Source organism: Bradyrhizobium sp. CIR48, from assembly GCF_014198315.1.
Classification (GTDB): domain Bacteria; phylum Pseudomonadota; class Alphaproteobacteria; order Rhizobiales; family Xanthobacteraceae; genus Bradyrhizobium.
The window spans coordinates 64524-86416 of sequence record NZ_JACIHG010000010.1; the positions used below are offsets into that span (position 1 = coordinate 64524).

Consider the following 21893-nt stretch of genomic DNA (forward strand, 5'->3'; position numbering starts at 1 on the left):
TCGTTCTAAAAGACGAGATCGAGACGAATCGATGAGCCACGACGACGTGCACAAGGTCCGCCCGTTCGAGCATCCCGGTGAGGGACGCAAGCGAGCCAAGGCCACGCCCAAGGGGCGGCAGGTCGATCCCACCGCCGCGCACGAGATCGAGCAGCTGCTCGGCGACAGGCCGCGGCGGCGTGATCTCCTGATCGAATATCTGCACCTGATCCAGGACAGATATCATCAGATCTCGGCCGCGCATCTGGCCGCGCTCGCCGACGAGATGAAGCTCGCCTTCGCCGAGGTGTTCGAGACCGCGACGTTCTACGCGCATTTCGACGTGGTGAAGGAGGGCGAGCCGGATATCGCCCCGCTGACGATCCGCGTCTGTGACTCCCTGACCTGTGCGATGCTCGGCGGTGAGAAGCTGCTCGAGGATCTGCAAAGCGCAAGCGGCCCTGGCATCCGTGTGGTGCGCGCGCCCTGCGTCGGTCGTTGTGATACTGCGCCGGCAGCCGAGGTCGGGCACAATTTCGTCGATCATGCGACCGTCGCCAATGTGATGGCGGCGGCGAAGGTCGGCGACACTCACGCGCATCTGCCCAACTATATCGGCTACGAGGCCTACGTCGCGGGCGGCGGCTACAAGCTGCTGGGCCACCTGCGCTCGGGCGAACTGTCGACCGACAATCTTTTGAAATCGCTCGACGATGCTTCGCTGCGTGGCCTTGGCGGCGCCGGCTTCCCGACGGGACGGAAATGGCGCGCCGTGCTCGGCGAGCCCGGCCCGCGGCTGATGGCGATCAACGGCGACGAGGGCGAGCCCGGCACGTTCAAGGACCGCGTCTATCTCGAAAGCGACCCGCATCGCTTCATCGAGGGCATGCTGATCGGCGCGCATGTGGTGCAGGCCTCCGATGTCTACATCTACCTGCGCGACGAATATCCGGCCTCGCGCGAGATTCTGGAGCGCGAGATCGCAAAGCTTCCGCCGGGCGGTCCAACGCTGCACATGCGCCGCGGCGCCGGCGCCTATATCTGCGGTGAGGAATCCTCACTGCTCGAAAGCATCGAGGGCAAGCGTGGCCTGCCCCGGCACAAGCCGCCTTATCCGTTCCAGGTCGGCCTGTTCGGCCTGCCGACGCTGATCAACAACATCGAGACGCTGTGGTGGGTGCGCGACATCGTCGAGAAGGGCGCTGATTGGTGGAAGGGCAATGGCCGCCACGAGCGTCATGGCCTGCGCAGCTTCTCGGTCTCGGGCCGAGTCAAGAATCCCGGCATGAAGCTCGCACCCGCGGGCATCACCGTGCGCGAGCTAATCGACGAATTCTGCGGCGGCATGGCCGATGGCCATCAGTTCTATGCGTACCTGCCGGGCGGCGCATCCGGCGGTATCCTGCCGGCGTCGATGGACGATATCCCGCTCGATTTCGGCACGCTGGAAAAATACGGCTGCTTCATCGGCTCTGCCGCGATCGTGATCCTGTCGCAAAAGGACAGCGTGCGCGCGGCGGCGTTGAACCTGATGAAATTCTTCGAGGACGAAAGCTGCGGCCAGTGCACGCCGTGCCGTGTCGGAACCCAGAAGGCGGCGCTGCTGATGCAGAAGCCGGTCTGGAACCGCGCTCTTCTGGAAGAATTGAGCCAGGCGATGCGCGATGCCTCGATTTGCGGGCTTGGACAGGCGGCATCGAATCCGCTGGCCACCGTGATCAAATATTTCCCTGACGAGTTCAAGGAAGCGGCCGAATGACCAAGATTACGTTTGAGCTCGACGGCAAGCAGGTCGAAGCCAATCCCGGCGAGACAATCTGGCAAGTCGCAAAACGCCAGGGCCGCGAGATCCCGCATCTGTGCTATTCGCCCGCGCCCGATTATCGGCCCGACGGCAATTGCCGCGCCTGCATGGTCGAGATCGAGGGCGAGCGCGTGCTGGCTGCGTCCTGCAAGCGCACGCCGTCGGTCGGCATGAAGGTGAAGTCGGAGTCCGCGCGCGCGGTGTCGGCGCAGAAGATGGTGATGGAGCTGCTCGTCGCCGACCAGCCGGCGCGCGAGACCAGCCACGATCCGGATTCGAAATTCTGGCACTGGGCCGAGACGACAGGCGTCACCGAGAGCCGCTTCCCCGCCGCCGAGCGCTGGGCAACCGACGCCAGCCATCCGGCGATGCGCGTCAACCTCGACGCCTGCATCCAGTGCGGCTTGTGCGTACGCGCCTGCCGCGAGGTCCAGGTCAACGACGTCATCGGCATGGCCTATCGCAACCATGGCTCGAAGATCGTGTTCGACTTCGACGATCCCATGGGCGAGTCCACCTGCGTCGCCTGCGGCGAATGCGTGCAGGCCTGCCCGACCGGCGCGTTGATGCCGGCCGTGATGCTCGACGAGAAGCAGACCCGTGTCACCTACGCCGACAAGAAGGTGGATTCGCTCTGCCCGTTCTGCGGCGTCGGCTGTCAGGTGACCTACGAGGTCAAGGACGAGAAGGTGATCTATGCCGAGGGCCGCGACGGCCCCGCCAATCGCAACCGTCTCTGTGTGAAGGGCCGTTTCGGCTTCGACTACATCCACCATCCGCATCGCCTGACCAAGCCGCTGGTGCGGCTGCCGAACGCGAAGAAGGATGCCAACGACCAGGTCGATCCCGCCAATCCCTTCACCCATTTCCGTGAAGCGAGCTGGGAGGAAGCGCTCGACATCGCCGCCAAGGGCCTCGTCAAGATCCGCGACGAGAAGGGTGTGAAGGCGCTGGCGGGCTTCGGCTCGGCCAAGGGCTCGAACGAAGAGGCCTATCTGTTCCAGAAGCTGGTGCGTACCGGCTTCGGCTCCAACAACGTCGACCATTGCACCCGACTGTGCCACGCCTCGTCGGTGGCGGCGCTGTTCGAAGGCCTAAGCTCGGGCGCGGTATCGGCGCCATTCTCGGCTGCGATGGATGCCGAAGTGATCATCGTGATCGGCGCCAACCCGACCGTGAACCATCCGGTCGCCGCGACCTTCATCAAGAATGCGGTCAAGCAGAACGGCGCAAAGCTGTTCGTGATGGATCCGCGCCGGCAGACGCTGTCGCGCCACGCGACCAAACACCTGCAGTTCAAGCCCGGCTCCGACGTCGCGATGCTGAACGCGATGATCCACACGATCATCACCGAAGGCCTGACCGACGACCAGTACATCGCCGGCTACACCGAAGGCTTCGAGGACCTCAAGGAGAAGATCAAGGAATTCGCGCCGGAGAAGATGGAAGCGATCTGCGGCATCCCGGCGCAAACCTTGCGCGAGGTTGCCCGGACATATGCCCGCGCAAAATCGTCGATCATCTTCTGGGGCATGGGCATCAGCCAGCATGTCCACGGCACCGACAATGCGCGCTGCCTGATTGCGCTGGCGCTGATCACCGGCCAGGTCGGCCGTCCCGGCACCGGCCTGCATCCGCTGCGCGGCCAGAACAACGTGCAGGGCGCCTCCGACGCCGGCCTGATCCCGATGTTCCTGCCGGACTATCAGCCGGTTGGTCGCGACGATCTGCGCGGCAGCTTCGAAAAGCTTTGGCAGCAGGATCTTGATCCCGTCCGCGGCCTGACCGTGGTCGAGATCATGAATGCGATCCACGCCGGCGAGATCACGGGCATGTATATCGAGGGTGAGAACCCCGCGATGTCCGATCCGGATCTGCAGCATGCGCGCCATGCGCTCGCCATGCTCGATCATCTCGTGGTGCAGGATCTCTTCGTCACCGAGACCGCATTCCATGCCGACGTCATCCTGCCGGCTTCGGCCTTCGCGGAGAAGGACGGCTCCTTCACCAATACCGATCGCCGCGTGCAGCTCGCCCGCCAGGTGATCAAGCCTCCGGGCGATGCGCGGCAGGATCTCTGGATCATCCAGGAGATCGGCAAGCGCATGGGCCTGCCCTGGAATTACGCCGGCCCGGGCGACGTCTTCACCGAGATGGCAGAGCTGATGCCGTCGCTGAAGAACATCACCTGGGAGCGGCTGGTGCGCGAAGGCGCGGTGACCTATCCGGTCGACGATCCCAACAAGCCCGGCAATGAGATCATCTTCACCACGGGCTTCCCGACCGCCAGCGGCCGCGGCAAGATCGTGCCGGCCAAGGTCATCCCGCCGGACGAGATCCCCGACGCCGAGTATCCGATGGTGCTGTCGACCGGTCGCGTGCTGGAGCACTGGCACACCGGTTCGATGACCCGCCGCGCCCAGGTGCTCGACCAGATCGAGCCGGAGGCGGTCGCCTTCATGTCGCCGAAGGACATGCGCAAAAAGAACCTTACACCGGGCGATTTCATTCGTCTGGAGACCCGCCGCGGCGCGGTCGAGGTCAAGGTCCGCTCGGACCGCGACGTGCCGGAGAACATGGTGTTCATGCCGTTCTGCTATGCGGAGGCGGCGGCGAACCTGCTGACCAATCCGGCGCTCGATCCGTTCGGCAAGATCCCGGAGTTCAAGTTCTGCGCGGCCCGGGCCGAGCGCGTGGAAATGCGGGACGCGGCGGAGTAGGGCTCTGGCGTTAGTTGGCGGCTCAGTGCCGCCAATTTACCGGTGTCGTCCCGGCGAACGCCGGGACCCATACTGCGTGATCCATCGAGTGCGAGTGGTCGCAGTCCCGGACTGCGAGCCTTAGCCAAACTCTTCCCTGGGGTTATGGGTCCCCGCGTACGCGGGGACGACAACGGAGAGCGTGGCGGGGAATTGTACCCCTACATCGTCATCGCTTCGCTCCTCGCAATGACGGTGCTAAACGTGGCCCATGTCCAAGGTCACCCCCGCCACTCGCGCGCTCACGGCCGCCGGTGTTGCCTTCACCGTCCATGCCTACGACTATGATCCTGACGCCGAGAGCATCGGGCTGCAGGCGGCCGCCGCGCTCGGTGAGGACCCGGCACGTGTCCTCAAGACGCTGATGGCGCTGGTGGACGGCAAGCCGGTCTGTGTGGTCGTGCCGTCCGACCAGGAGGTCTCGATGAAGAAGCTCGCCGCAGCCGCGGGCGGCAAGTCGGCGCAGATGATGAAGCCCCCCGAGGCCGAGCGCGTCACCGGCTACAAGGTGGGCGGCATCAGCCCATTCGGGCAGCGCAAGCCCATTCGCGCCGTGATCGAGCAGAGCGCGCTCGCGCATGATCTCGTCTATCTCAATGGCGGCCAGCGCGGGTTGCAGGTGCGGCTCAAGCCGGGCGACGTGAGGGACGTCGTGAAAGCGGTCGTCGCGGATGTGCTGGCGTGACGGCAATGGAGCGCGATCATGAGGCGGCCACTGCTGCTGTGGTTCGCGATCTTGCTTGTGGTCTGCCCGCCGGCTGAGGCGCATCAGATCAATCTTGTGACCGCGCGCGTGGCCCTCACCGCCGGTCGCATTGTGAACGTCGAGCTGGGATTGAAGGGCAGCGATGTCGATCGCCTGATCGGCACGAAGATCCATGATGCAAGGCAGGACACGGTCGACCCGGTCGCGGTCGAAGCGGCCAAATCCGCAATCATCGATTATCTCGGCCGGCACCTGGCCGTGACAGGCGGCGGTACGGCTTGTTCGCCGGGTGATGCCGCGATCCTGCCTGATGGTGACGGTATCGTCTATCGCAACAGCTTTGCTTGCACGGACGCGGCCGGCGACATCGTCTATCGCTCCACCGTGCTGACGGCGAAAGACAAGACCGCGCGACAGGTGGTGCTGATCGTGCAGGGCAGGTCCGAGGCGCAGGCCTTGCTCGATGCCGACAATACGACGGTGACGCTCTCGACGGCGCCGCCATCGCCGTTCTCGATCATGCAACGCTATTTGCTCACCGGCATCGAGCACATCTTTCTCGGTTACGATCACATCGCATTTCTGGTCGCGATCGTCTTGTGGGCGCGACGGCTCTTGCCGGTCGTCAAGATCGTGACCGCTTTCACCATCGCCCACTCCCTGACATTGTCGCTCGCGGCGCTGAATGTCCTGGTTATCCCGAGCCGCATCGTGGAGCCGGCGATCGCGGCCTCGATCGTGTTCGTGGCGGCCGAGAACTTCTTCTCGCGGGACGTCGACAAGCGCTGGCGCGTGGCTCTTCTGTTTGGTCTGATCCACGGCTTTGGCTTCGCCGGCGCTCTTCACGAGATCGGCCTGCCGCCGGATGCGATCGTCCCGGCGCTGGCCGCCTTCAACATCGGCGTCGAGATCGGGCAGATCGCGATCGTCGCGCTGATGGTGCCGATACTTGGCCTGTTGGACCGTGTGACTGTGGTCGGGCCGGATGAGCCGGCACGCGCGACGAGACTGGTCTACTCGGTGTCCGCGGCGATTGGGTTGCTCGGTGGATATTGGCTGCTGACGCGCGTGCTCGAGGCGTGATCGGGCCGGCCTACTGCTTCTGTAACAGCTTCAGCCGGCAGCGCAGCGCCTCGCGGATGTGTGCGCGGGCAAGCTGCTCTGCTTTGTCGCCGTTGCGCGCGGCGATGGCGTTGATGATGGCCTGGTGCTCGCCATGGCTGGACGAGGGGCGGCCCGACACGGAGAAGGTGGTCGGGCCGAGCAGGGCGATCCAGTCCTGCAATTCCCGCGAAGCGTTGTCGAGATAGCGGTTGCGGGCGGCCCGGCATATGGCCTCGTGGAAGCTGCGATTGAGTCTTGCCATCTCGGCCGCGTCCGCTGCGGGAGCTTCGACAAAAGCCTGCTCGATATCCCGGAGCGCATCGACCTCGGGCGCCGAAGCGTGCTCGGCGGCAAGGCGCGCCGCGGCGCCTTCCATGATCTCGCGCATGGCGTAAAGCTCGAGAACCTCGGAGATGTCGAGATTGCGCACGATCAGCCCGCGGCCGCCGGCGGGCTCGACGAAGCCGCGCGCGGCGAGCCGGCCGAGCGCTTCGCGCACCGGGGTGCGGCTGACCTTGAGCCGCTGTGCGACCTCTTCCTCGCGCAGGCGATCTCCGGCGCGGTAGTTGCCGGCCTGGAGTGCTTCGCAGAGCGAGCGGAACACGGCCTCGCCGAGCGCAACGCCGCCGCGCGCGATTGATCCGCCTGTCTTTGCCGGGCGCCTCGCCATGTTCCCTCGACGCAAGGCGCACCCTGCCCATGCAGAGATGTCGCTTGCACAGATTATGTATATCTTTGTATACAAAGGTACGCAATGGCGGTGCGGGTGACCGGTGCCGCCCGTGGATGGAATGTCTCCACTTCGTCGTATCGGACGGACGGCATGAGCAGCAAATACGACGTGCTGGTGATCGGCGGCGGCAACGCGGCGCTGTGCGCGGCGATCGCGGCGCGGCGCGGTGGTGCCTCGGTGCTGGTGCTCGAAGGCGCGCCGAAGTTCTATCGCGGCGGCAACACCCGCCACACCCGCAACATGCGTTGCGCCCATGACGCCGCAACCGAAATCCTGACCGGTCCCTACACTGAGGACGAGTTCTGGGAGGACCTGCTGCGCGTCACCGGCGGGCAGACCGACGAGGTGCTCGCGCGCCACATGATCCGCGAATCCAAGGACATCCTGAACTGGATCGTGGAGCAGGGCGTGCGCTGGCAGCCCTCGCTCGGCGGCACGCTGAGCCTCGGCCGCACCAATTCCTTCTTCCTCGGCGGCGGCCGCGCGATGCTGAATGCGCTCTATCTCACTGCAGAGCGGCTCGGCGTCGACGTCGAATACGATGCCGAGGTCACCGACCTCGTGATCGAGGATGGCATGTTCCTCGCTGCGCGCCTCAAGCGGCCGATCAGGGGCGAAACCGAGATCCGCGCGACCTCGCTGGTCGCCGCGGCCGGCGGGTTCGAGGCAAACATCGAATGGCTCAAGCAATATTGGGGTGAGGCCGCCGACAATTTCCTGATCCGCGGCACGCCCTATAATCGCGGTTCGATCCTGAAGATGTTGCTCGACAAGGGCGTGCAGGAGGTCGGCGATCCCACCCAGTGCCATGCGGTCGCGATCGATGCCCGCGCACCGAAATTCGACGGCGGGATCATCACGCGGCACGACTCCGTGGTGTTCGGCATCGTCGTCAACAAGCACGCACAGCGCTTCTACGACGAGGGCGAGGACATCTGGCCGAAGCGCTACGCGATCTGGGGCCGGTTGGTCGCGGCGCAGCCCGACCAGATCGCCTACATCATCTTCGACTCCACCGTGGTCACGAGCTTCATGCCGACGCTGTTTCCGCCGATCGCCGGACAGACCGTGGCCGAGCTCGCCGGTAAACTGGAGCTCGACCCGGCAGCGCTGGAAAAGACGATTGCCGAATTCAACGCCGCGGTGCTATCAGGCACCTTCGACCACACGATTCTGGATGACTGCCGCACCGAAGGCATCACGCCGCCCAAGACGCACTGGGCGCGCAAGATCGAAACGCCGCCTTATCTCGCCTATCCGGTGCGGCCCGGCATCACCTTCACCTATCTCGGCACGCGCGTGACCAAGGAGGCGCGGATGCTGATGGCTGACGGCAAGCCGTCAGGCAACATGTTCGCCGCCGGCGAGATCATGGCCGGCAACGTGCTCGGCAAAGGCTACGCAGCTGGCATGGGCATGACCATCGGCAGCGTGTTCGGGCGGATCGCGGGACGGGAAGCGGCAAAACATGCACGGAACTAGGATCCTGGACGAAGCCGACCGCCTGATGACGGTCTGCAATTCCTGCCGCTACTGCGAGGGGCTGTGCGCGGTGTTTCCGGCCATGGAAATGCGCCGCGCCTTTTCCGACGGCGACCTCAACTATCTCGCCAATCTCTGCCATGGCTGCGGTGCCTGCTATGTCGATTGCCAGTTCTCGCCGCCGCACGAGTTCAACGTCAACGTTCCCAAGACGCTGGCGGTGGCGCGCGCCGAGTCCTATGCAGCCTATGCTTGGCCGCGGGCGCTCTCAGGCACATTTGCGCGGAACGGCCTCGTCATCAGCATTGTCGCCGCGCTCAGCATGGCCGCTTTCATCCTCGGCTTCGCGGCCCTGAACGACCGCGACGTACTGTTCGGCGTGCATACCGGCCCCGGCGCCTTCTACAAGCTGATGCCGCATAACGTCATGGCTGCGCTGTTCAGCGCCGTCTTTCTCTATGCGATCCTCGCACTGATCATGAGCGTGCGCGCCTTCTGGCGCGACATCGGGCCGCCGATCGGCGGTCGCGCCGATGGGGGATCGATCTTGCGGGCGATCCGCGATGCCGGCGAGCTGCGCTATCTCCACGGCGGCGGCGTCGGCTGCTACAACGAGGACGACAAGCCGACCGACCGGCGCAAGCTGTATCACCACCTGACCTTCTACGGCTTTCTGCTGTGCTTCGCCGCCACCTCGGTCGCCACGCTGTATCACTATCTGCTCGGCCGCGAGGCGCCGTATCCGTGGTGGGACCTGCCGGTGGTGCTTGGCACGCTCGGCGGCATCGGCCTGATCATCGGCCCGATCGGCCTGTTCACGGCCAAGATGCGACGCGATCCGGCGCTGCTCGACGAGTTTAGCTACGGCATGGATGTCGGCTTCATCGCCATGCTGTTCCTGACCGGGTTCACCGGCATGGCGCTTCTGGTCCTGCGTGAGACCGCCGCAATGGGGCCATTGCTGGCGCTGCATCTCGGCGCGGTGTTCGCGCTGTTCGTCACCATGCCCTATGGCAAGTTCGTGCACGGCATCTACCGTTTCGTCGCGCTGGTGCGCTACGCGCAGGAGCGGCGGACTGCAGGGTGACCCGTTACTTCGGTTGAAAGCGGCCCTCGCGCAGGAAGGCGACGGTCTGCGCGATCGCGGCGGCGTGGCGCGGAAGCCCGGTATGCGACGTCTTCACGACGATATGGTCGGCCATGCCGGCCAGCCCCGCGCTTTGCACCGAGACCCGTCCGTCATTTGGCTTCGGCAGAACGAGCAGGCCGGCGACGGGATCGATGAAGCGGCTTCCGGCGATCACGCCGACCGGATAGTCGATGGCGGGGAGGGCATTCGGCGCGGTCGCAGGCGTGGTGGTGAGCTCGAGCCCGGCTGGCCCGTAGAATTTGCGATAGGGCAAAGATCCCCGCAGGAGATCGGCGACCTCGCTGCCGCTGTTCGGCGTGCCCAGCATCACGACGCGGCCAAGCCGGGCCGGCCGGTGTCTCGCGATATAAGCGCGCGCGACGAGCCCGCCCATCGAATGCGCGACGAAATGCAGCGGTGCGTCGCGCTCGGCGAAACGGGTGATCGCCGGGTGGATATCCTCCGCAAGCGCGGCGATCGGCTTGCTGCGGCTGGGATAGTCGATGTTGAGCGTTGCGAAGCCGGCCGCACGAAGCGCCCGTTCCAGCTTCATCAGAGATGCCGAGGTCCGCGCGATGCCGTGAAGCAGAACCACTCCCGGGCATCGCGCGTCGCCTGAATGAGGCGCCTCGTGCATCTGCCTTACGCCACCTCGCGCTCCGGCGCGGACGCCTGCTCGCGCGCCATCGTCGTCGCGGTTACGTAGTCGGTCTTGCCGGTGCCGAGCAGCGGCACCTTGTCGACCACCAAGATCACCGCGGGAACGGTCAGCTCGGACGCGCCGATCGTCTTGGCTTGGCCCTGCATCGCGCTACGCTCGGCATTCTTCTCCGTCGTCAGCAGCACGATGCGCTCGCCCTTGCGCGGGTCGGGGATCGAGACGGCGACCGATGCGGCCTGCGGCCACAACGTCGCGGCGATGGCTTCGACCGCGGACAGCGACACCATTTCGCCGGCAATCTTGGCAAAGCGCTTGGCACGGCCCTTGATGGTGATGAAGCCGGCTGCGTCGATCGCCACGATGTCGCCGGTGTCGTGCCAGCCCTCGGGAAGCTTTTCGAGCACGCCGGGATTTTCGGCCCTGAGGTAACCGAGCATCACGTTCGGCCCGCGCACCGAGAGGCGCCCACCTTCCTCGATGCCGGGGACCGGATCGAGGCGGCTTTCCATCAGCGGCGAGAGGCGGCCGACGGTGCCGGGGCGGTTGGCCATCGGCGTGTTCATCGCCAGCACCGGCGCCGTCTCGGTGACGCCGTAGCCTTCGAGGATGCGGATGCCGTAGCGCTCCATGAACACCTGCCGTGTGCGGTCCTTGACCGCTTCGGCGCCGGCGATCACGAGCCGCAGGGTGCGGAAGTCGTAGGCGTGCGCCGAGCGGGCGTAGCCGGTCAGGAACGTATCGGTGCCGAACAGGATCGTGGCGCCGGTCTGATAGATCAGCTCGGGCACGATGCGGTAGTGCAGCGGCGAGGGGTACATGTAGATTGGAATGCCCCCGAGCAGCGGCATCATCATCCCGCCGGTCAGCCCGAACGAATGGAACACCGGCAGCACGTTGAACACCTTGTCATTGGCGTTGGCATCGACCCGCGCCAGCGCTTGCGCCGCGTTGGCGAGGATGTTGCGGTGGGACAGCACCACGCCCTTGGGCGTGCCTTCCGAACCCGACGTGAACAGCACGACGGCGGGGTCGCTAGCCTGGCGGGCGACGCGCGGCGCGGTGCCTGCGAGCAGGCCCTTGATCTTGTCGGCCGTCCCGATCGAGGCGCGGACGTCCTCGAGATAGACCACGCGCGCCTCCGCGGAGATCGCAGTCATCAACTTGTCGAGCTTGCCCTTCTCGATGAAGGCCTTCGATGTCAGCACAGTCTTGACCTGCGCGGCCTTCATGGCGGCGAGGACGTTGACCGGGCCGGCAGAGAAGTTGAGCATCGCCGGCACCCGGCCGTTGTTCTGCAGCGCCATAAAGACGACGGCGACGCCCGCCGAATTCGGCAGCAGCACGCCGACATTCTCGCCCACGTCGGTGCCGGTCTCGAGCTTCCGGCTCAAGACCTGCGCGCCGAGGATCAGCTTGCGATAGGTCAGCTTGGTACCGAGCGCGTCCTCGATGATGACCTTGCCGGTGTCACGGTCGCGATAGGCGTGTCCGAGCGCTTCGAACAGGGTGTGATCGAGCATGGCGTTCTTGACCATCGCATCGATCATCACGTCCTGGAGTGCGGCGCCGGCGGCGTTGCGGCGCGCCTTGCCCTTCAGCGCTGGGTCGACCGGCAGCTTGATCGGCGGCAGGATGGTGACCGTCACACGCGGGAACCACGAGCGCTTGATCTGGCTGGAGTTGAGGTAGCTGAGATGCGAGCGCTGCGCGCCTTCGATGCGAACGGGTACGACCACCGCATCGGCCTTGTCCGCGATCATCGCCGTGCCATCATAGACCTTCATCAGCGAGCCCGAGACGGTGATGCGTCCTTCCGGAAAGATCACCACCGGCTCGCCGGCGGCGACCAGCTTGATCAGGTCGCGCGCAGCCAGCGGCTTGCTCGGATCCATGGTGTAGTGCTTGACGACGCGCAGAAACGGCTTGGCCCACCAGGCTTTGGCGATGCCGGTGTCGACCGCGAAGCTCGCGTCGATCGGCAGCACGGCATGGAGCAGCGGACCATCGATCAGGCTGACATGGTTGGGCGCGATCAGCATGCGCGTGCCGGCAGGCGGCAGGTTCTCGAGGCCGCGAACCTCGGTGCGGAACAGTGCGCGGAACAGCAGTCCGCCGAAATCGCGCACGCCTTCCTTGCCCCATTTCGTCAGCACGAACCAGACTGCGCCGAAGCTGGCGACGCCGAGCCCGAAGAAGATCCAGCCGATGTGAAGGCCGGCCGCCTGCAGCAGCGCGACGAACAGCGAGCCGACCACCATGAAGGCGGCCTGCAGCACGTTGCCGGCGGCGATGATGCGGGCGCGCTCGGACGGTGCCGACCAGGCCTGGACCGCGGCAAAGGAGGGAACGACGAACAAGCCGCCGCCGAATGCGAAGGCGACGAAGTCGACGAGCATACGCAGGCCTGCGAACGAGGTCGCGAAGCCGGCCGCGGTGATGTCCTGCCCCTTGGTGGTCACGGCGATGGCCCAGGCGAGATCGAGGCCGGCAAACCCCATGATGATGGCGCCGATCGGGACCAGCGCGAGGTTCGGGCGAACGTGGCTGAGGCTGGCAGCGAACAGTGAGCCGATGGCGATGCCGATCGCGAAAATCGCAAGGCACAGCGTCACCACGCCCTCGGTGCCGCCGACGACATCCTTGACCAGCGCCGGCAGCAGCGACAGCACGATCGCGCCGACCAGCCAGAACCAGGAGACGATCACGGTGCCGTCCCACAGCCGGTGGTCGGCATGCAACGTCCTAAGAAGGCTCACCGTCGAGGTCCAGGGATTGGCGTCGACGGGCAGATCGGGCGCCGACGGCGTCGTCTGCGGAATGCGGGAGGCGAAGGCCCAGGACAGCAGGGCCAGCACGACCACGGCCGATGCGACCCAGCCCATATGCGCGGATCCCGCCACGAACTGGCCGCCGGCGACGGTGCCGAGCAGGATGGCCATGAAGGTCGCGCCTTCGACCAGCGCGTTGCCGGTCGCGAGCTCGCCGAGCTCGAGCTGATCCGGAAGCATGGCGTATTTCACGGGTCCGAACAGCGCGGCGATGGTGCCGAACAGGGCGAGCGCTGCGAACAGGAGCGGCACCGAGTGCAGGAAGAAGCCGGCGGCGGCAAAGCAAGCAGCGAAGATCTCGGCGAACTTGAGCCGCCTTGCGACGACGGATTTGACGTATTTGTCGGCGAGCTGACCGCCGAGCCCGGACAGGATGAAATAGGGGAAAATGAAGACCGCGCCTGCCACCGTCACCAGCGCATCGCCGTGCCCGGTTGCGGCGCTGTAAAGCAGGATGATGACGAGCGCGTTCTTGAGCACGTTGTCATTGAGCGCCGAGAAGAATTGCGCCCAGAACAGTGGAGCAAAGCGGCGTGACGACATCAATTCCCTGATCATGACTAGTCCTGTTTTGGAAAGGCAGAATGAGGTTCGTTACGTTGTCTTTGAAGCGTCACGACCGGAAGGGGAGGGGACGAACGATTGCGGGCGCTGATGGCCGGCCTGCCTTGTCCCCTCGATCCCTCTGATCCTGTTGGTCTCCAAGCGGCGTCGTTAGGTTCGCAAAATATCTGGGCGCGCCTTACCGGGTATGCGCCGAGCGATGAGGAAAAGCTGAACCGCGTCACTGAAGTCTGGCAAGATCGGCCGCGAACATCGGGACATGGTAAGTCCTTCCTTGCAACCAGCTCTTGCATTCGAGCCGACCCGCGTGTGCAGGTCGCGTGCACCTCAGGTGAGATGGGCGAGGTGACGAAAGGGCGAGAGGCGGCGGAGCAGGCTGAATCGGCGGCCCTCTTGACGGGCGCGGTCGCGGCTCGCCCGCCACATCCGGAAGGTCGCCCGGCGTTCGGCAAGCACGCCGGCAATGTCGCAGGCATTTGCGATGCGATCGATCGGCGTCATGGCGAACCGCAGCAGGGCGCGGCCAAGGCCGGTCACGAGGGCGGTGGCGTCGTCGACGAAGGTGGCGGCGATATCAACAGCGAGGGTTTGCATTTTGGTCGTCTCCAGGTTAATTTGAACAATGTTCACATGAGTAGCTCGAAAATGAACAATGTTCAAGAAGAATCGTTGCGGGATCAGAAAAAAAATCGGCGGCGGCTCCAGATCCTGGAGATCGCGCGGGGGATTATCGCGACTAAAGGATTGAGATCGTTGAAGGTTCGGGACGTTGCGGAGGCCGCCGGCTGCTCCGTTGGCAGCGTCTACAACGAGTTCGGCGACTTCGACGGGGTCATCCTGACCGTCAATCGGGAGACCGTTCAGGCGCTCACGGCCCGGCTTTGCGGGGTTCCGGCCGAAGATCCCGTTCGCCAGCTCTACGGGCTTGCCGAGACCTATCTCGAATTCTTCGCGGAGCACGCCAATCTGCTGCGCTCGCTGTTCGAGCATCGGATGGAGGACGACCGTCCCTATCCCGACGACATCCTGCAGATGGTGATGGATGCATTTGCGCTGATGCATCCGCCCCTGGTGCGGCTGCTACCGGATGCGGATGACGTGAAGATCGCGCTGTTGTCGCGCACCTTGTTTTCTGCCGTGCACGGAATCATCTCGCTCGGTCTCGAGGAGCGCATGGTGGCCGTGCCGCCGCAGATGCTGCGTCAGCAGATCGAACAGTTCGTCGACGCCCATCTCGCCGGCCTCGGCATTCTGCCGGTCGGCGCGCGGAAGTCTTGATCGGGCGCCGGTGCTACCAGGCGTATCGCAGGCTCGCGGTGCCGGAATAGGTGGTGCTGCGGGCCGCGAACTCGCCGTCGAACTTGGCCGACAACGCAACACCGTTCGAAAACTTCAGCTCGGCCCCGGCCGATGCAAGCGCGGCGTCCTTTGCCGGCGTCGCGCCTTGCACGATGAAGCTCGCGCCGGGCAGCGCCTGGAATGCGGCGACGAGCGTCGGATCGCTCACCCAATCATGGGCCCAGGCCGCGCGGCCGCGCAACGTCAGGACCGCGTTCGGTGCAACCAGCGTGGCGCGATCGAAGCGCGCGCCGAGTTCGCTGCGCGTGTCGGAGGCCGTACGCCCCCGATAGGTCAGGCCGAAGCCGCTGCCGGTCAAATCGGTCTCGGTATAAGTCGGCGTGCGAAACGCCTGCACCTGTGCTGCCGCATATGGCGTCAAGCCGCCGATCGGCGTCGCGAAGCGATAGCCACCCTCGATGCGGCCGCCGACGGTCTGCGCATCGAACTTCGCGGTCAGCTGGTTGCTGAACGGCGCCAGGCGGTCCGTCGACATCCAGTGATTGGCCACGGCGAGCGAGGCGGCGAAATAGGCAGGCCCGTTGCGGACCGCGGTGTAGACGCCGGCCTGGATCGCCTCGCTCTTGCCGCCGCCGAGCGCCTGCGCGAGATCCCATCTGGTGCCGCCGCCGGAGAGCGCAAAGCCGACGACCGCGTCGCGGCTGAAATGATAGTCCGCACCGGCCGCGACGCCGCCTGCGCGCGCGCCGAGGTCGTGGCTGCCGATCACGATCGGATCGCCGCCGGTCTGGTTGGTGCCGCCGAAGGCCGTGCCCCAGACGGCCCAACGCTCCGCGAAGGCCGGCGCTTTCGTTGCCGGCGTGCCGAGAGCTTTGCGATAGGCGAGGGCAATATCCTCAGGCAGTGCGGCGCGCTCGCGGCCGAAGCCGAGTGCTGTATCGCCTGCGCCCATGCCGCTACGCCCGCTCATGAATTGATCGAGCATCAAGCCGAGGAACTGGCCGGTGAACTGGAATGCGCCGCGGTGCGCGCCGGTGGCAGCTTCGCCCGAGAGCTGATCGAGATTGTGACGAAGCTGCGCGTCGCTCTGGCCCGCGAAAGACGACAGGAAGGGCAGGTTCGGGCCGAATGCGCTCAGCGCGCCGGCCACTTCCTTCTGGTTCTGCGTCTGGGCGATCGAGAGGAAAGCGGCATTGTTGTAGTTGAGCGTCAGGAAGACGCTGAATCCGTCATAGCTGAGGAAGGACGCGAACAGCTGCGGATTGTATCCGCTGACAGTCACGCCAGAGAAACTACCGGTGAGGCCAGCCGTCGTGCTGAGGATGGTGTACTGCGTCGAGGGATTGTAGGCGCCGGCAATCGTGTTAACGGCGACTGTGCCGCCGGTCAGCGTCGAGCTCACAGCGGCAATCTTGTCTGATTGTCCGGCCGCGTTGACCGAGATTGCGTAGGTTGACCCTGACTGGAACGCCGCATTGCTGTTGACGACGAGTTGACCGAGATTTCCGGGCGCGACCCTGCCGCCGGACAGCACCGTGAGCGATCCGATCATGCCGCTGCCACTGAGCGTGCCGCCGCTCACCACCGTCCCGATGTTGGCCATCGTGCCGTTGACAATGAGGGTGCCGGCCTGGACGTTCATGGCGGCCGCGTCCATCGTGGTGCCCGTCAGCGTCCAGGTCGAACTGCCGGTCTTTTCCAGCATCTCGAAGTCCTTGAACTGGCCGGCCGCACCGAATGTGCTGAGGTCGAACGCCGCGTTGGCGGTTCCGCCCAGGCGCAACGTGTCCATTCCGCTACCACCCACGACCCAGCCCGTGATGTTCGATCCAGCGCGGAGCTCGAAGACGTCGTTGCCGCCCTTGAGGTCGACAGCCGTGCTGACAATGTTGTTGATGATCGTGCCGGCGTTGATGACGGTGTCCTGACTGTTAGAGCCGAAGATTGCGGTGCCCGAGGCATTCGATATCGTGCCGGCGTTGTTGATGGTGTTGCCGTCTGCCGCGCCGTTGAGTTCGATGGCCGCCGGGCCGTTGCCCTGGACGAGGCCGCTCGACAGGACATTCACTTGGTTGCTCGCGGAGCCGGCGAAGATGCCGATGCCGGAGGTTCCGGCAGCGCCGCTTCCAACCGTACCTCCGATCACGATGGTGTTGTTGCTCGAACCGGACAGACCAAGCCCCGTCGAGCCGAGGGCCGGTGACCCGGTTGCGGCACCCGCATCCACGGTAATTGTATTGTTGCCTCCGCCTGACACGATGATGCCGTCGCTGTTGGCTGGCGCGACCGATGCGTTGCTGAAGATCCTGATCGAGCTGTTGGATGCTGTTTGAAGCACAATGCCCGCAAAAGTTGGGTCATTCACTGAGGTCGCGGTGGTGCCGTCGCCGATGTTGATGGTGACGCCGTTGACCACGGGGAATGTCTTGATCTGGGTGTTATTCCCGACGCAGGTGATCGAATCACCCGATTGAAGCGTCGTCAGCGTGCCGGCTCCGGTCACCACACACACCGCTTGCGCCGGCGTGATGAACCACGGTAGCGAACCGCTTGCGGCGAGGGCGCCGATCGCGGTGCTCAGAAGTAGCATGCGCCGCCGGGGCGTGTTCGAGCGGACGATATAGCGCGGGGCTAGCAAACGATTCCAAGGCACTTCCAAACTCCTCCTGCGGCGCAACCCGTGGAATCGCGCCGCAAATATTGGGCAGTGCCATGCTTAGAGAAGGAGGCGCCGGCCATCGTGGCCCGGCGCGCAATGTGATGTGTCCGAATGCGAAGAGCGTCGCTTTTTCAAAGCCATGTGGCCGCGACGTCACAACTGCGCCGTATCACTGCACTGTCCGGCGCGCCAGAGTGGACCGAGACGTCATCGGGTCGGTCTGAGGCGAACTCAACCCGATCGCAATGTCGGCCGACCGTCGAATTGAAATGATGCGCGGGCGGCAATCAGCCTTGCGCGGCGGCGGCTTCGCGGTGCCAAGGCGCGACCACGACGACGTCCGGTCGCCCGCCATCGACCTGAACGCGGTTGCGTCCCTTTTCTTTGGCGCGGTAGCAGGCCGCATCGGCGCGCCGCATTGCATCCTCGAGCGTGATGTTGCGATCCGCGATGCAGGCGACGCCGACGCTGGCGGTCACCGCAAAGCAGCGATCGTCCCAGGCGAAATTGAACAGCTCGAGCGATCGCCGCAGCCGTTCGGCGATGTCGACCGCGTTCGCAGGCGAGCACTGCGGCAGGATCAGGCCGAATTCGTCGCCGCCGAGCCGGGCCACCAGGTCACGCGGATGCCGATCCTGTTGCAGGAGGCGGGAGACCTGGCAGAGCAGGCTGTCGCCGGCAAGGTGCCCGCAGCTGTCGTTGACGTTCTTGAACTGGTCGAGGTCGAGCAGGATCAGGCCCAGCGAACCCGCCGCGGCAACGTCCAGCTCGCTTTGCAGGCGCGCCTCGAAGGCGCGGCGGTTGGACAGGCCGGTCAGCCAGTCGTGCGATGCCTGCCACCCCAAGCGTTCCTTCTCGGCATGCAAGGCATCTTCGAAGGCCTGCCGCTGCAGCACCAAGCGCCTGGTGTGCCAGATCAGGAGCAGGATCAGCGCCGCGGCGGTGACGATATTGATGCCGGTCAGTGCCAGCTTGATGGCGCGGGAGCCTTCGCCGAGCACCGTGGAGAACCGTTTGGCATGCACCGTGAATTGGGCGTTGAGCTCGGAGAGCCGCGATGACAGGACTTGCAGGCGGTTCGTGTCCTGAATGGGCCCCTTCGCGAGCTCGGACCGGATGACCTCGCCGAACACGCTCAGCTCCAGCAGCATCGGATCGGTGGCAGCCCACTCGCGGATCGCGTCCTGAAGGAAGCTGACGCGGTTGAAGTAGCGAAACAGCCAGATCAGTCCCGGCACGTCGTCGGGATGGTTGCCGCCTTGCAGGAAGCCGATGCGGGCGGCCTCGACGTCGACCGGATCACGCTCGAGTGCCCAGCGCGCGAACTCGTCACCGATGGGAACGGCAAGCGAGGCCTGGTATTGCGTGAACTGGCTGGCATCGCCCGAATGCAAATAGAGATTGAGGAAATAGACGGCGTTCTTCTGCGAGCGCGACCACATCGCCTCGCCCGCGACATAGGCGCGGACCGACGACATCACCTCGAGACTGAATCCCGCGATCGTCGCTTGAAGCACGACGACCATCACGAAAGGTGAGACGAGCTTGATGACATGAAGGAAGCTGTGTCCCTTCGTCGACGTCGCTGTTCTGCGAAACACCCTGCGTTCCCCAAATCGCGCAATGACCCCCAGCGGAGCGCTGCGCCTGCAACGCCAAGTAGAGGATATGGTTGCTTAACTCGGCCTGAAAGGCGCGGGAGACTGCATCGCAGGGTGAAAGCGCTGTGAAGCCGATATGCGCAGATCGCTTCAAATGCCGGTAAATAGGACAAGGCGCCGCATCGACGAACGAATGCCTCGCATTCGTCGTGCGCGGTTTACCCGATCGAGAGAGTTTCGTCGGTGCCGTTAGACCAGCACCGGCTTGCGGACGCGGCCGGCGTCGCCGAACACGCGCAGATACCGCTCGATCTCCGAGGGCATGCCGGTCGCCTTCTCCGGATTATCGGAGAGCTTGACGGCCGGATGGCCATCGACCGACGACACCTTGCAGACCAGCGAGATCGGATCGAGATTGAACGAGCCGTCCGGCGGGCAGCCGACGAAGTCGTTGGTGAGGTTGGTGCCCCAGCCGAAGGAGAGCCGCACCCGGCCGGCGAAGTGGTGATAGGTCTCCTCGATCGAGCCGACATCCATGGCATCCGAAAAGACAAGCAGCTTGTCCTTGGGATTGCGCCCCTTCCTTTCCCACCAGGCGACGATCTCCTCGCCGGCCTGGATCGGCGGCGCGCTGTCGGGGCGGAAGCCGGTCCAGTCCGCGACCCATTCCGGCGCATCGCGCAGGAAGGCCTTGGTGCCGAAGGCGTCGGGCAGCGCGATCAGCAAATTGCCGCCGTAAGTCTGGCGCCACTGGTCGAGAATGCGATAGGGCGCCCAGCGCAACTCCTCGTCGTCCCTGGCGAGTGCCGCGGCGACCATCGGCAGCTCATGCGCGTTGGTGCCGATGGCTTCGAGATCGTTGTCCATCGCGAGCAGCACGTTGGAGGTGCCGATGAAGGACGGACCCAGGCCTTCCTTCACCGCCTCCACACACCAGCGCTGCCAGAGGAAGCCGTGACGCCGACGTGTGCCGAAGTCGGACAGGCGCAGATTCTCCAGCTTGCGCAGCCGCTCCACCTTGGTCCACAGCTTGGCCTTGGCGCGGGCATAGAGCACGTCCAGCTCGAAGCGGCCGCGGCCCTTCGTCGCCGCGCGCGAGCGCAGCTCGTTGAGGATCGCGAGCGCCGGGATCTCCCACATCGTGGTGTGGGTCCACGGTCCGTGGAAATGCAATTCGTACTGGCCCTCGACCTTGCGCAGCTCATACTCGGGGAGGCGGAATTCGGCCAGCCAGCGGATGAAGTCCGCCGAGAACATGTGGGTCTTGCCGTAGAAGGTGTTACCAGCCAGCCAGATCAGCTCCTTCTTGGTGAAGCGGATGGTGCGGGCATGGTCGAGCTGGGCGCGCAGCTCGCCTTCGTCGATGATCTCGGCAAGCCGCACATGGCGCGAGCGGTTGATGACCGAGAAGGTCACCTGCTGATCCGGGTAGTCTTCCCGAATCATTTGCAACATCAATAGCTTGTAGAAGTCGGTATCAAGCAGGCTGCGGATGATGGGGTCCAGCCGCCAGCTGTGATTGTAGGTCCGGCTCGCAATATCGGTCACTGTCATGGGGGGATTTTAGCGCGGCGGCCCGCGCGCAACCAGTGGGTTTGGCGAGGGGTGGTCTTCCGAAAGGCGGTATCAGCGATCAGGCCTTCAAGCCTTGGCGGCCGTCGCTGCGACCGTCTCGAGCTGGCTCCTGACCCAACGATGAGCCGGATCTTTCTGATAGCGCTGGTGCCAGACCATGAACATCGGCAGCTCGGCCAGGGTCCGCGTGCGGGACGCCAGCGGAATCCGCGTTTGCGCGAAGCCGCGCATCACGCCGGATGCGAGCAGGCTCGGCATGCTCGCCAGCATCTGCGAGCCACGCAGGAAGGACGGCACGCCGGAAAAGCTCGGGACCGAGATCGCGATGTCGCGGTGAAGACCGTTGGCCGCCAGCCGGCGGTCGAAATCGAGCCTCTCATTGTCGGTATAGACGACGGTGATGTGGCGCGCGGCGAGATAGGTGCTGCGGCTGGCCGGCGCAGTACGCGCCTTGGCATCGAAATAACAGACGTAATGATCCCTCAGCAGGCGCTTCTGCACGATGTCGATGCCGGACGGCGGCAGCGGCGTGATCAGGAGATCGCAGCGGTTCTCACGCAGCATCGCGGGGGAGGGCGACTGCGAGGGGATCACGCGCAAATTCAGGCTCTTCACCTGGCCGGCGACATGATCGAAGAACCGGGGCAGCAGCAGATCGCGCTGGAAGTCATTGGCCGCGATCGTCAGCGAAAGCTGCGCGCGGGGCGGCTCGAAGCTGACGCCGCCGGCAAAGCTTCGCATCTCGTCGATCAGTGCGCGCGCCTTTGCGGCCAACGCTTGCGCATGGGCGGTTGCGACGATGCCGCGGCCGGACTTGGCGAACAGGGGATCGCCCGCGATCCGCCGCAGCTTGTTCAGGGCGTGGCTGACGGCGGACTGCGTCAGGCCGAGCCGGGTGGCGGCCGCCGTGACCGAGCCTTCCTCCAGCACGGCGAGGAATAGTTCGAGGGCGTGGCCGTCGAGGGCCAAATGATCGATTTCTTTCATGCAATATATTATAATCAATCTAT

The 21893-nt window shown here is 65.0% G+C and carries 14 protein-coding genes; 7 read left to right on the forward strand and 7 right to left on the reverse strand.

From position 1 onward, the window contains the following. Nucleotides 1–31: 31 nt before the first annotated feature. From GGD66_RS28335 to GGD66_RS28350, 4 genes are all read left to right on the forward strand, one after another. Nucleotides 32–1738 (forward strand): NADH-ubiquinone oxidoreductase-F iron-sulfur binding region domain-containing protein, encoded by a 1707-nt coding sequence (locus GGD66_RS28335; protein WP_183259666.1) that lies wholly within the window; start codon nucleotides 32–34, stop codon nucleotides 1736–1738. After that, a complete protein-coding gene (gene fdhF, locus GGD66_RS28340; RefSeq protein WP_018317020.1) occupies nucleotides 1735–4503 on the forward strand; it encodes a formate dehydrogenase subunit alpha in 2769 nt (922 codons plus the stop codon). Before GGD66_RS28335 ends, fdhF begins: the two co-directional genes overlap by 4 nt. Before the next feature lie 250 nt (nucleotides 4504–4753). Continuing rightward, a complete protein-coding gene (ybaK, locus tag GGD66_RS28345; protein WP_018317021.1) occupies nucleotides 4754–5227 on the forward strand; it encodes a Cys-tRNA(Pro) deacylase in 474 nt (157 codons plus the stop codon). An 18-nt stretch (nucleotides 5228–5245) separates the two neighbouring features. Continuing rightward, complete coding sequence (locus GGD66_RS28350) at nucleotides 5246–6331, forward strand: HupE/UreJ family protein (RefSeq protein ID WP_183259667.1); 1086 nt, start codon at nucleotides 5246–5248, stop codon at nucleotides 6329–6331. Nucleotides 6332–6341: 10 nt separating this feature from the next. Here GGD66_RS28350 and GGD66_RS28355 read toward each other — a convergent pair whose 3' ends face one another. After that, on the reverse strand, nucleotides 6342–7022 hold the full coding sequence (locus GGD66_RS28355; RefSeq protein ID WP_183259668.1) for a GntR family transcriptional regulator: 681 nt from the start codon (nucleotides 7020–7022) through the stop codon (nucleotides 6342–6344). A 153-nt stretch (nucleotides 7023–7175) separates the two neighbouring features. Between GGD66_RS28355 and tcuA the strand changes: the two genes are divergently transcribed. After that, nucleotides 7176–8567 carry an FAD-dependent tricarballylate dehydrogenase TcuA gene (tcuA, locus tag GGD66_RS28360; protein ID WP_183259669.1) on the forward strand — a complete coding sequence of 464 codons (1392 nt, stop codon included), beginning with the start codon at nucleotides 7176–7178 and terminating at the stop codon, nucleotides 8565–8567. Continuing rightward, nucleotides 8554–9654: a tricarballylate utilization 4Fe-4S protein TcuB gene (gene tcuB / locus GGD66_RS28365; RefSeq protein WP_183259670.1), complete on the forward strand. Its 1101-nt coding sequence runs from the start codon at nucleotides 8554–8556 to the stop codon at nucleotides 9652–9654. The genes tcuA and tcuB overlap by 14 nt, the downstream gene beginning before the upstream one ends. Nucleotides 9655–9658: 4 nt before the next feature. On the opposite strand, the gene GGD66_RS28370 is transcribed toward tcuB, so the two are convergent. Further along, on the reverse strand, nucleotides 9659–10333 hold the full coding sequence (locus GGD66_RS28370) for a triacylglycerol lipase (RefSeq protein ID WP_183259671.1): 675 nt from the start codon (nucleotides 10331–10333) through the stop codon (nucleotides 9659–9661). A gap of 5 nt (nucleotides 10334–10338) precedes the next feature. Further along, nucleotides 10339–13743, reverse strand: a complete 3405-nt coding sequence (locus GGD66_RS28375) for an acyl-[ACP]--phospholipid O-acyltransferase (protein ID WP_183259672.1) — start codon at nucleotides 13741–13743, stop codon at nucleotides 10339–10341. Between the two features lie 651 nt (nucleotides 13744–14394). Between GGD66_RS28375 and GGD66_RS28380 the strand changes: the two genes are divergently transcribed. After that, nucleotides 14395–15027, forward strand: coding sequence for a TetR/AcrR family transcriptional regulator (locus GGD66_RS28380; protein ID WP_183259800.1), 633 nt, complete (start codon nucleotides 14395–14397; stop codon nucleotides 15025–15027). 13 nt (nucleotides 15028–15040) lie between these two features. Here GGD66_RS28380 and GGD66_RS28385 read toward each other — a convergent pair whose 3' ends face one another. The 4 genes from GGD66_RS28385 to GGD66_RS28400 all read right to left on the reverse strand — a co-directional run bounded on the left by GGD66_RS28385 (nucleotide 15041) and on the right by GGD66_RS28400 (nucleotide 21870). Continuing rightward, nucleotides 15041–17638, reverse strand: a complete 2598-nt coding sequence (locus tag GGD66_RS28385; protein WP_183259673.1) for an autotransporter domain-containing protein — start codon at nucleotides 17636–17638, stop codon at nucleotides 15041–15043. Between the two features lie 356 nt (nucleotides 17639–17994). After that, entirely contained in the window at nucleotides 17995–19308 is a 1314-nt protein-coding gene (locus GGD66_RS28390; RefSeq protein WP_183259674.1) for a GGDEF domain-containing protein, read from the reverse strand. Nucleotides 19309–19557: 249 nt separating this feature from the next. After that, a complete protein-coding gene (pncB, locus tag GGD66_RS28395) occupies nucleotides 19558–20862 on the reverse strand; it encodes a nicotinate phosphoribosyltransferase (protein ID WP_018317032.1) in 1305 nt (434 codons plus the stop codon). An 87-nt stretch (nucleotides 20863–20949) separates the two neighbouring features. After that, nucleotides 20950–21870, reverse strand: coding sequence for a LysR family transcriptional regulator (locus tag GGD66_RS28400; RefSeq protein WP_018317033.1), 921 nt, complete (start codon nucleotides 21868–21870; stop codon nucleotides 20950–20952). Nucleotides 21871–21893: the final 23 nt, after the last annotated feature.

Excerpts from the sequence above, each read along its gene's own strand:
- GGD66_RS28335 (WP_183259666.1), top strand. The coding sequence starts at position 32 with ATGAGCCACGACGACGTGCACAAGGTCCGCCCGTTCGAGCATCCCGGT.
- fdhF (WP_018317020.1), top strand. The coding sequence starts at position 1,735 with ATGACCAAGATTACGTTTGAGCTCGACGGCAAGCAGGTCGAAGCCAAT.
- ybaK (WP_018317021.1), top strand. The coding sequence starts at position 4,754 with ATGTCCAAGGTCACCCCCGCCACTCGCGCGCTCACGGCCGCCGGTGTT.
- GGD66_RS28350 (WP_183259667.1), top strand. The coding sequence starts at position 5,246 with ATGAGGCGGCCACTGCTGCTGTGGTTCGCGATCTTGCTTGTGGTCTGC.
- GGD66_RS28355 (WP_183259668.1), bottom strand. The coding sequence starts at position 7,022 with ATGGCGAGGCGCCCGGCAAAGACAGGCGGATCAATCGCGCGCGGCGGC.
- tcuA (WP_183259669.1), top strand. The coding sequence starts at position 7,176 with ATGAGCAGCAAATACGACGTGCTGGTGATCGGCGGCGGCAACGCGGCG.
- tcuB (WP_183259670.1), top strand. The coding sequence starts at position 8,554 with ATGCACGGAACTAGGATCCTGGACGAAGCCGACCGCCTGATGACGGTC.
- GGD66_RS28370 (WP_183259671.1), bottom strand. The coding sequence starts at position 10,333 with ATGCACGAGGCGCCTCATTCAGGCGACGCGCGATGCCCGGGAGTGGTT.
- GGD66_RS28375 (WP_183259672.1), bottom strand. The coding sequence starts at position 13,743 with ATGATCAGGGAATTGATGTCGTCACGCCGCTTTGCTCCACTGTTCTGG.
- GGD66_RS28380 (WP_183259800.1), top strand. The coding sequence starts at position 14,395 with ATGAACAATGTTCAAGAAGAATCGTTGCGGGATCAGAAAAAAAATCGG.
- GGD66_RS28385 (WP_183259673.1), bottom strand. The coding sequence starts at position 17,638 with ATGCTACTTCTGAGCACCGCGATCGGCGCCCTCGCCGCAAGCGGTTCG.
- pncB (WP_018317032.1), bottom strand. The coding sequence starts at position 20,862 with ATGACAGTGACCGATATTGCGAGCCGGACCTACAATCACAGCTGGCGG.
- GGD66_RS28400 (WP_018317033.1), bottom strand. The coding sequence starts at position 21,870 with ATGAAAGAAATCGATCATTTGGCCCTCGACGGCCACGCCCTCGAACTA.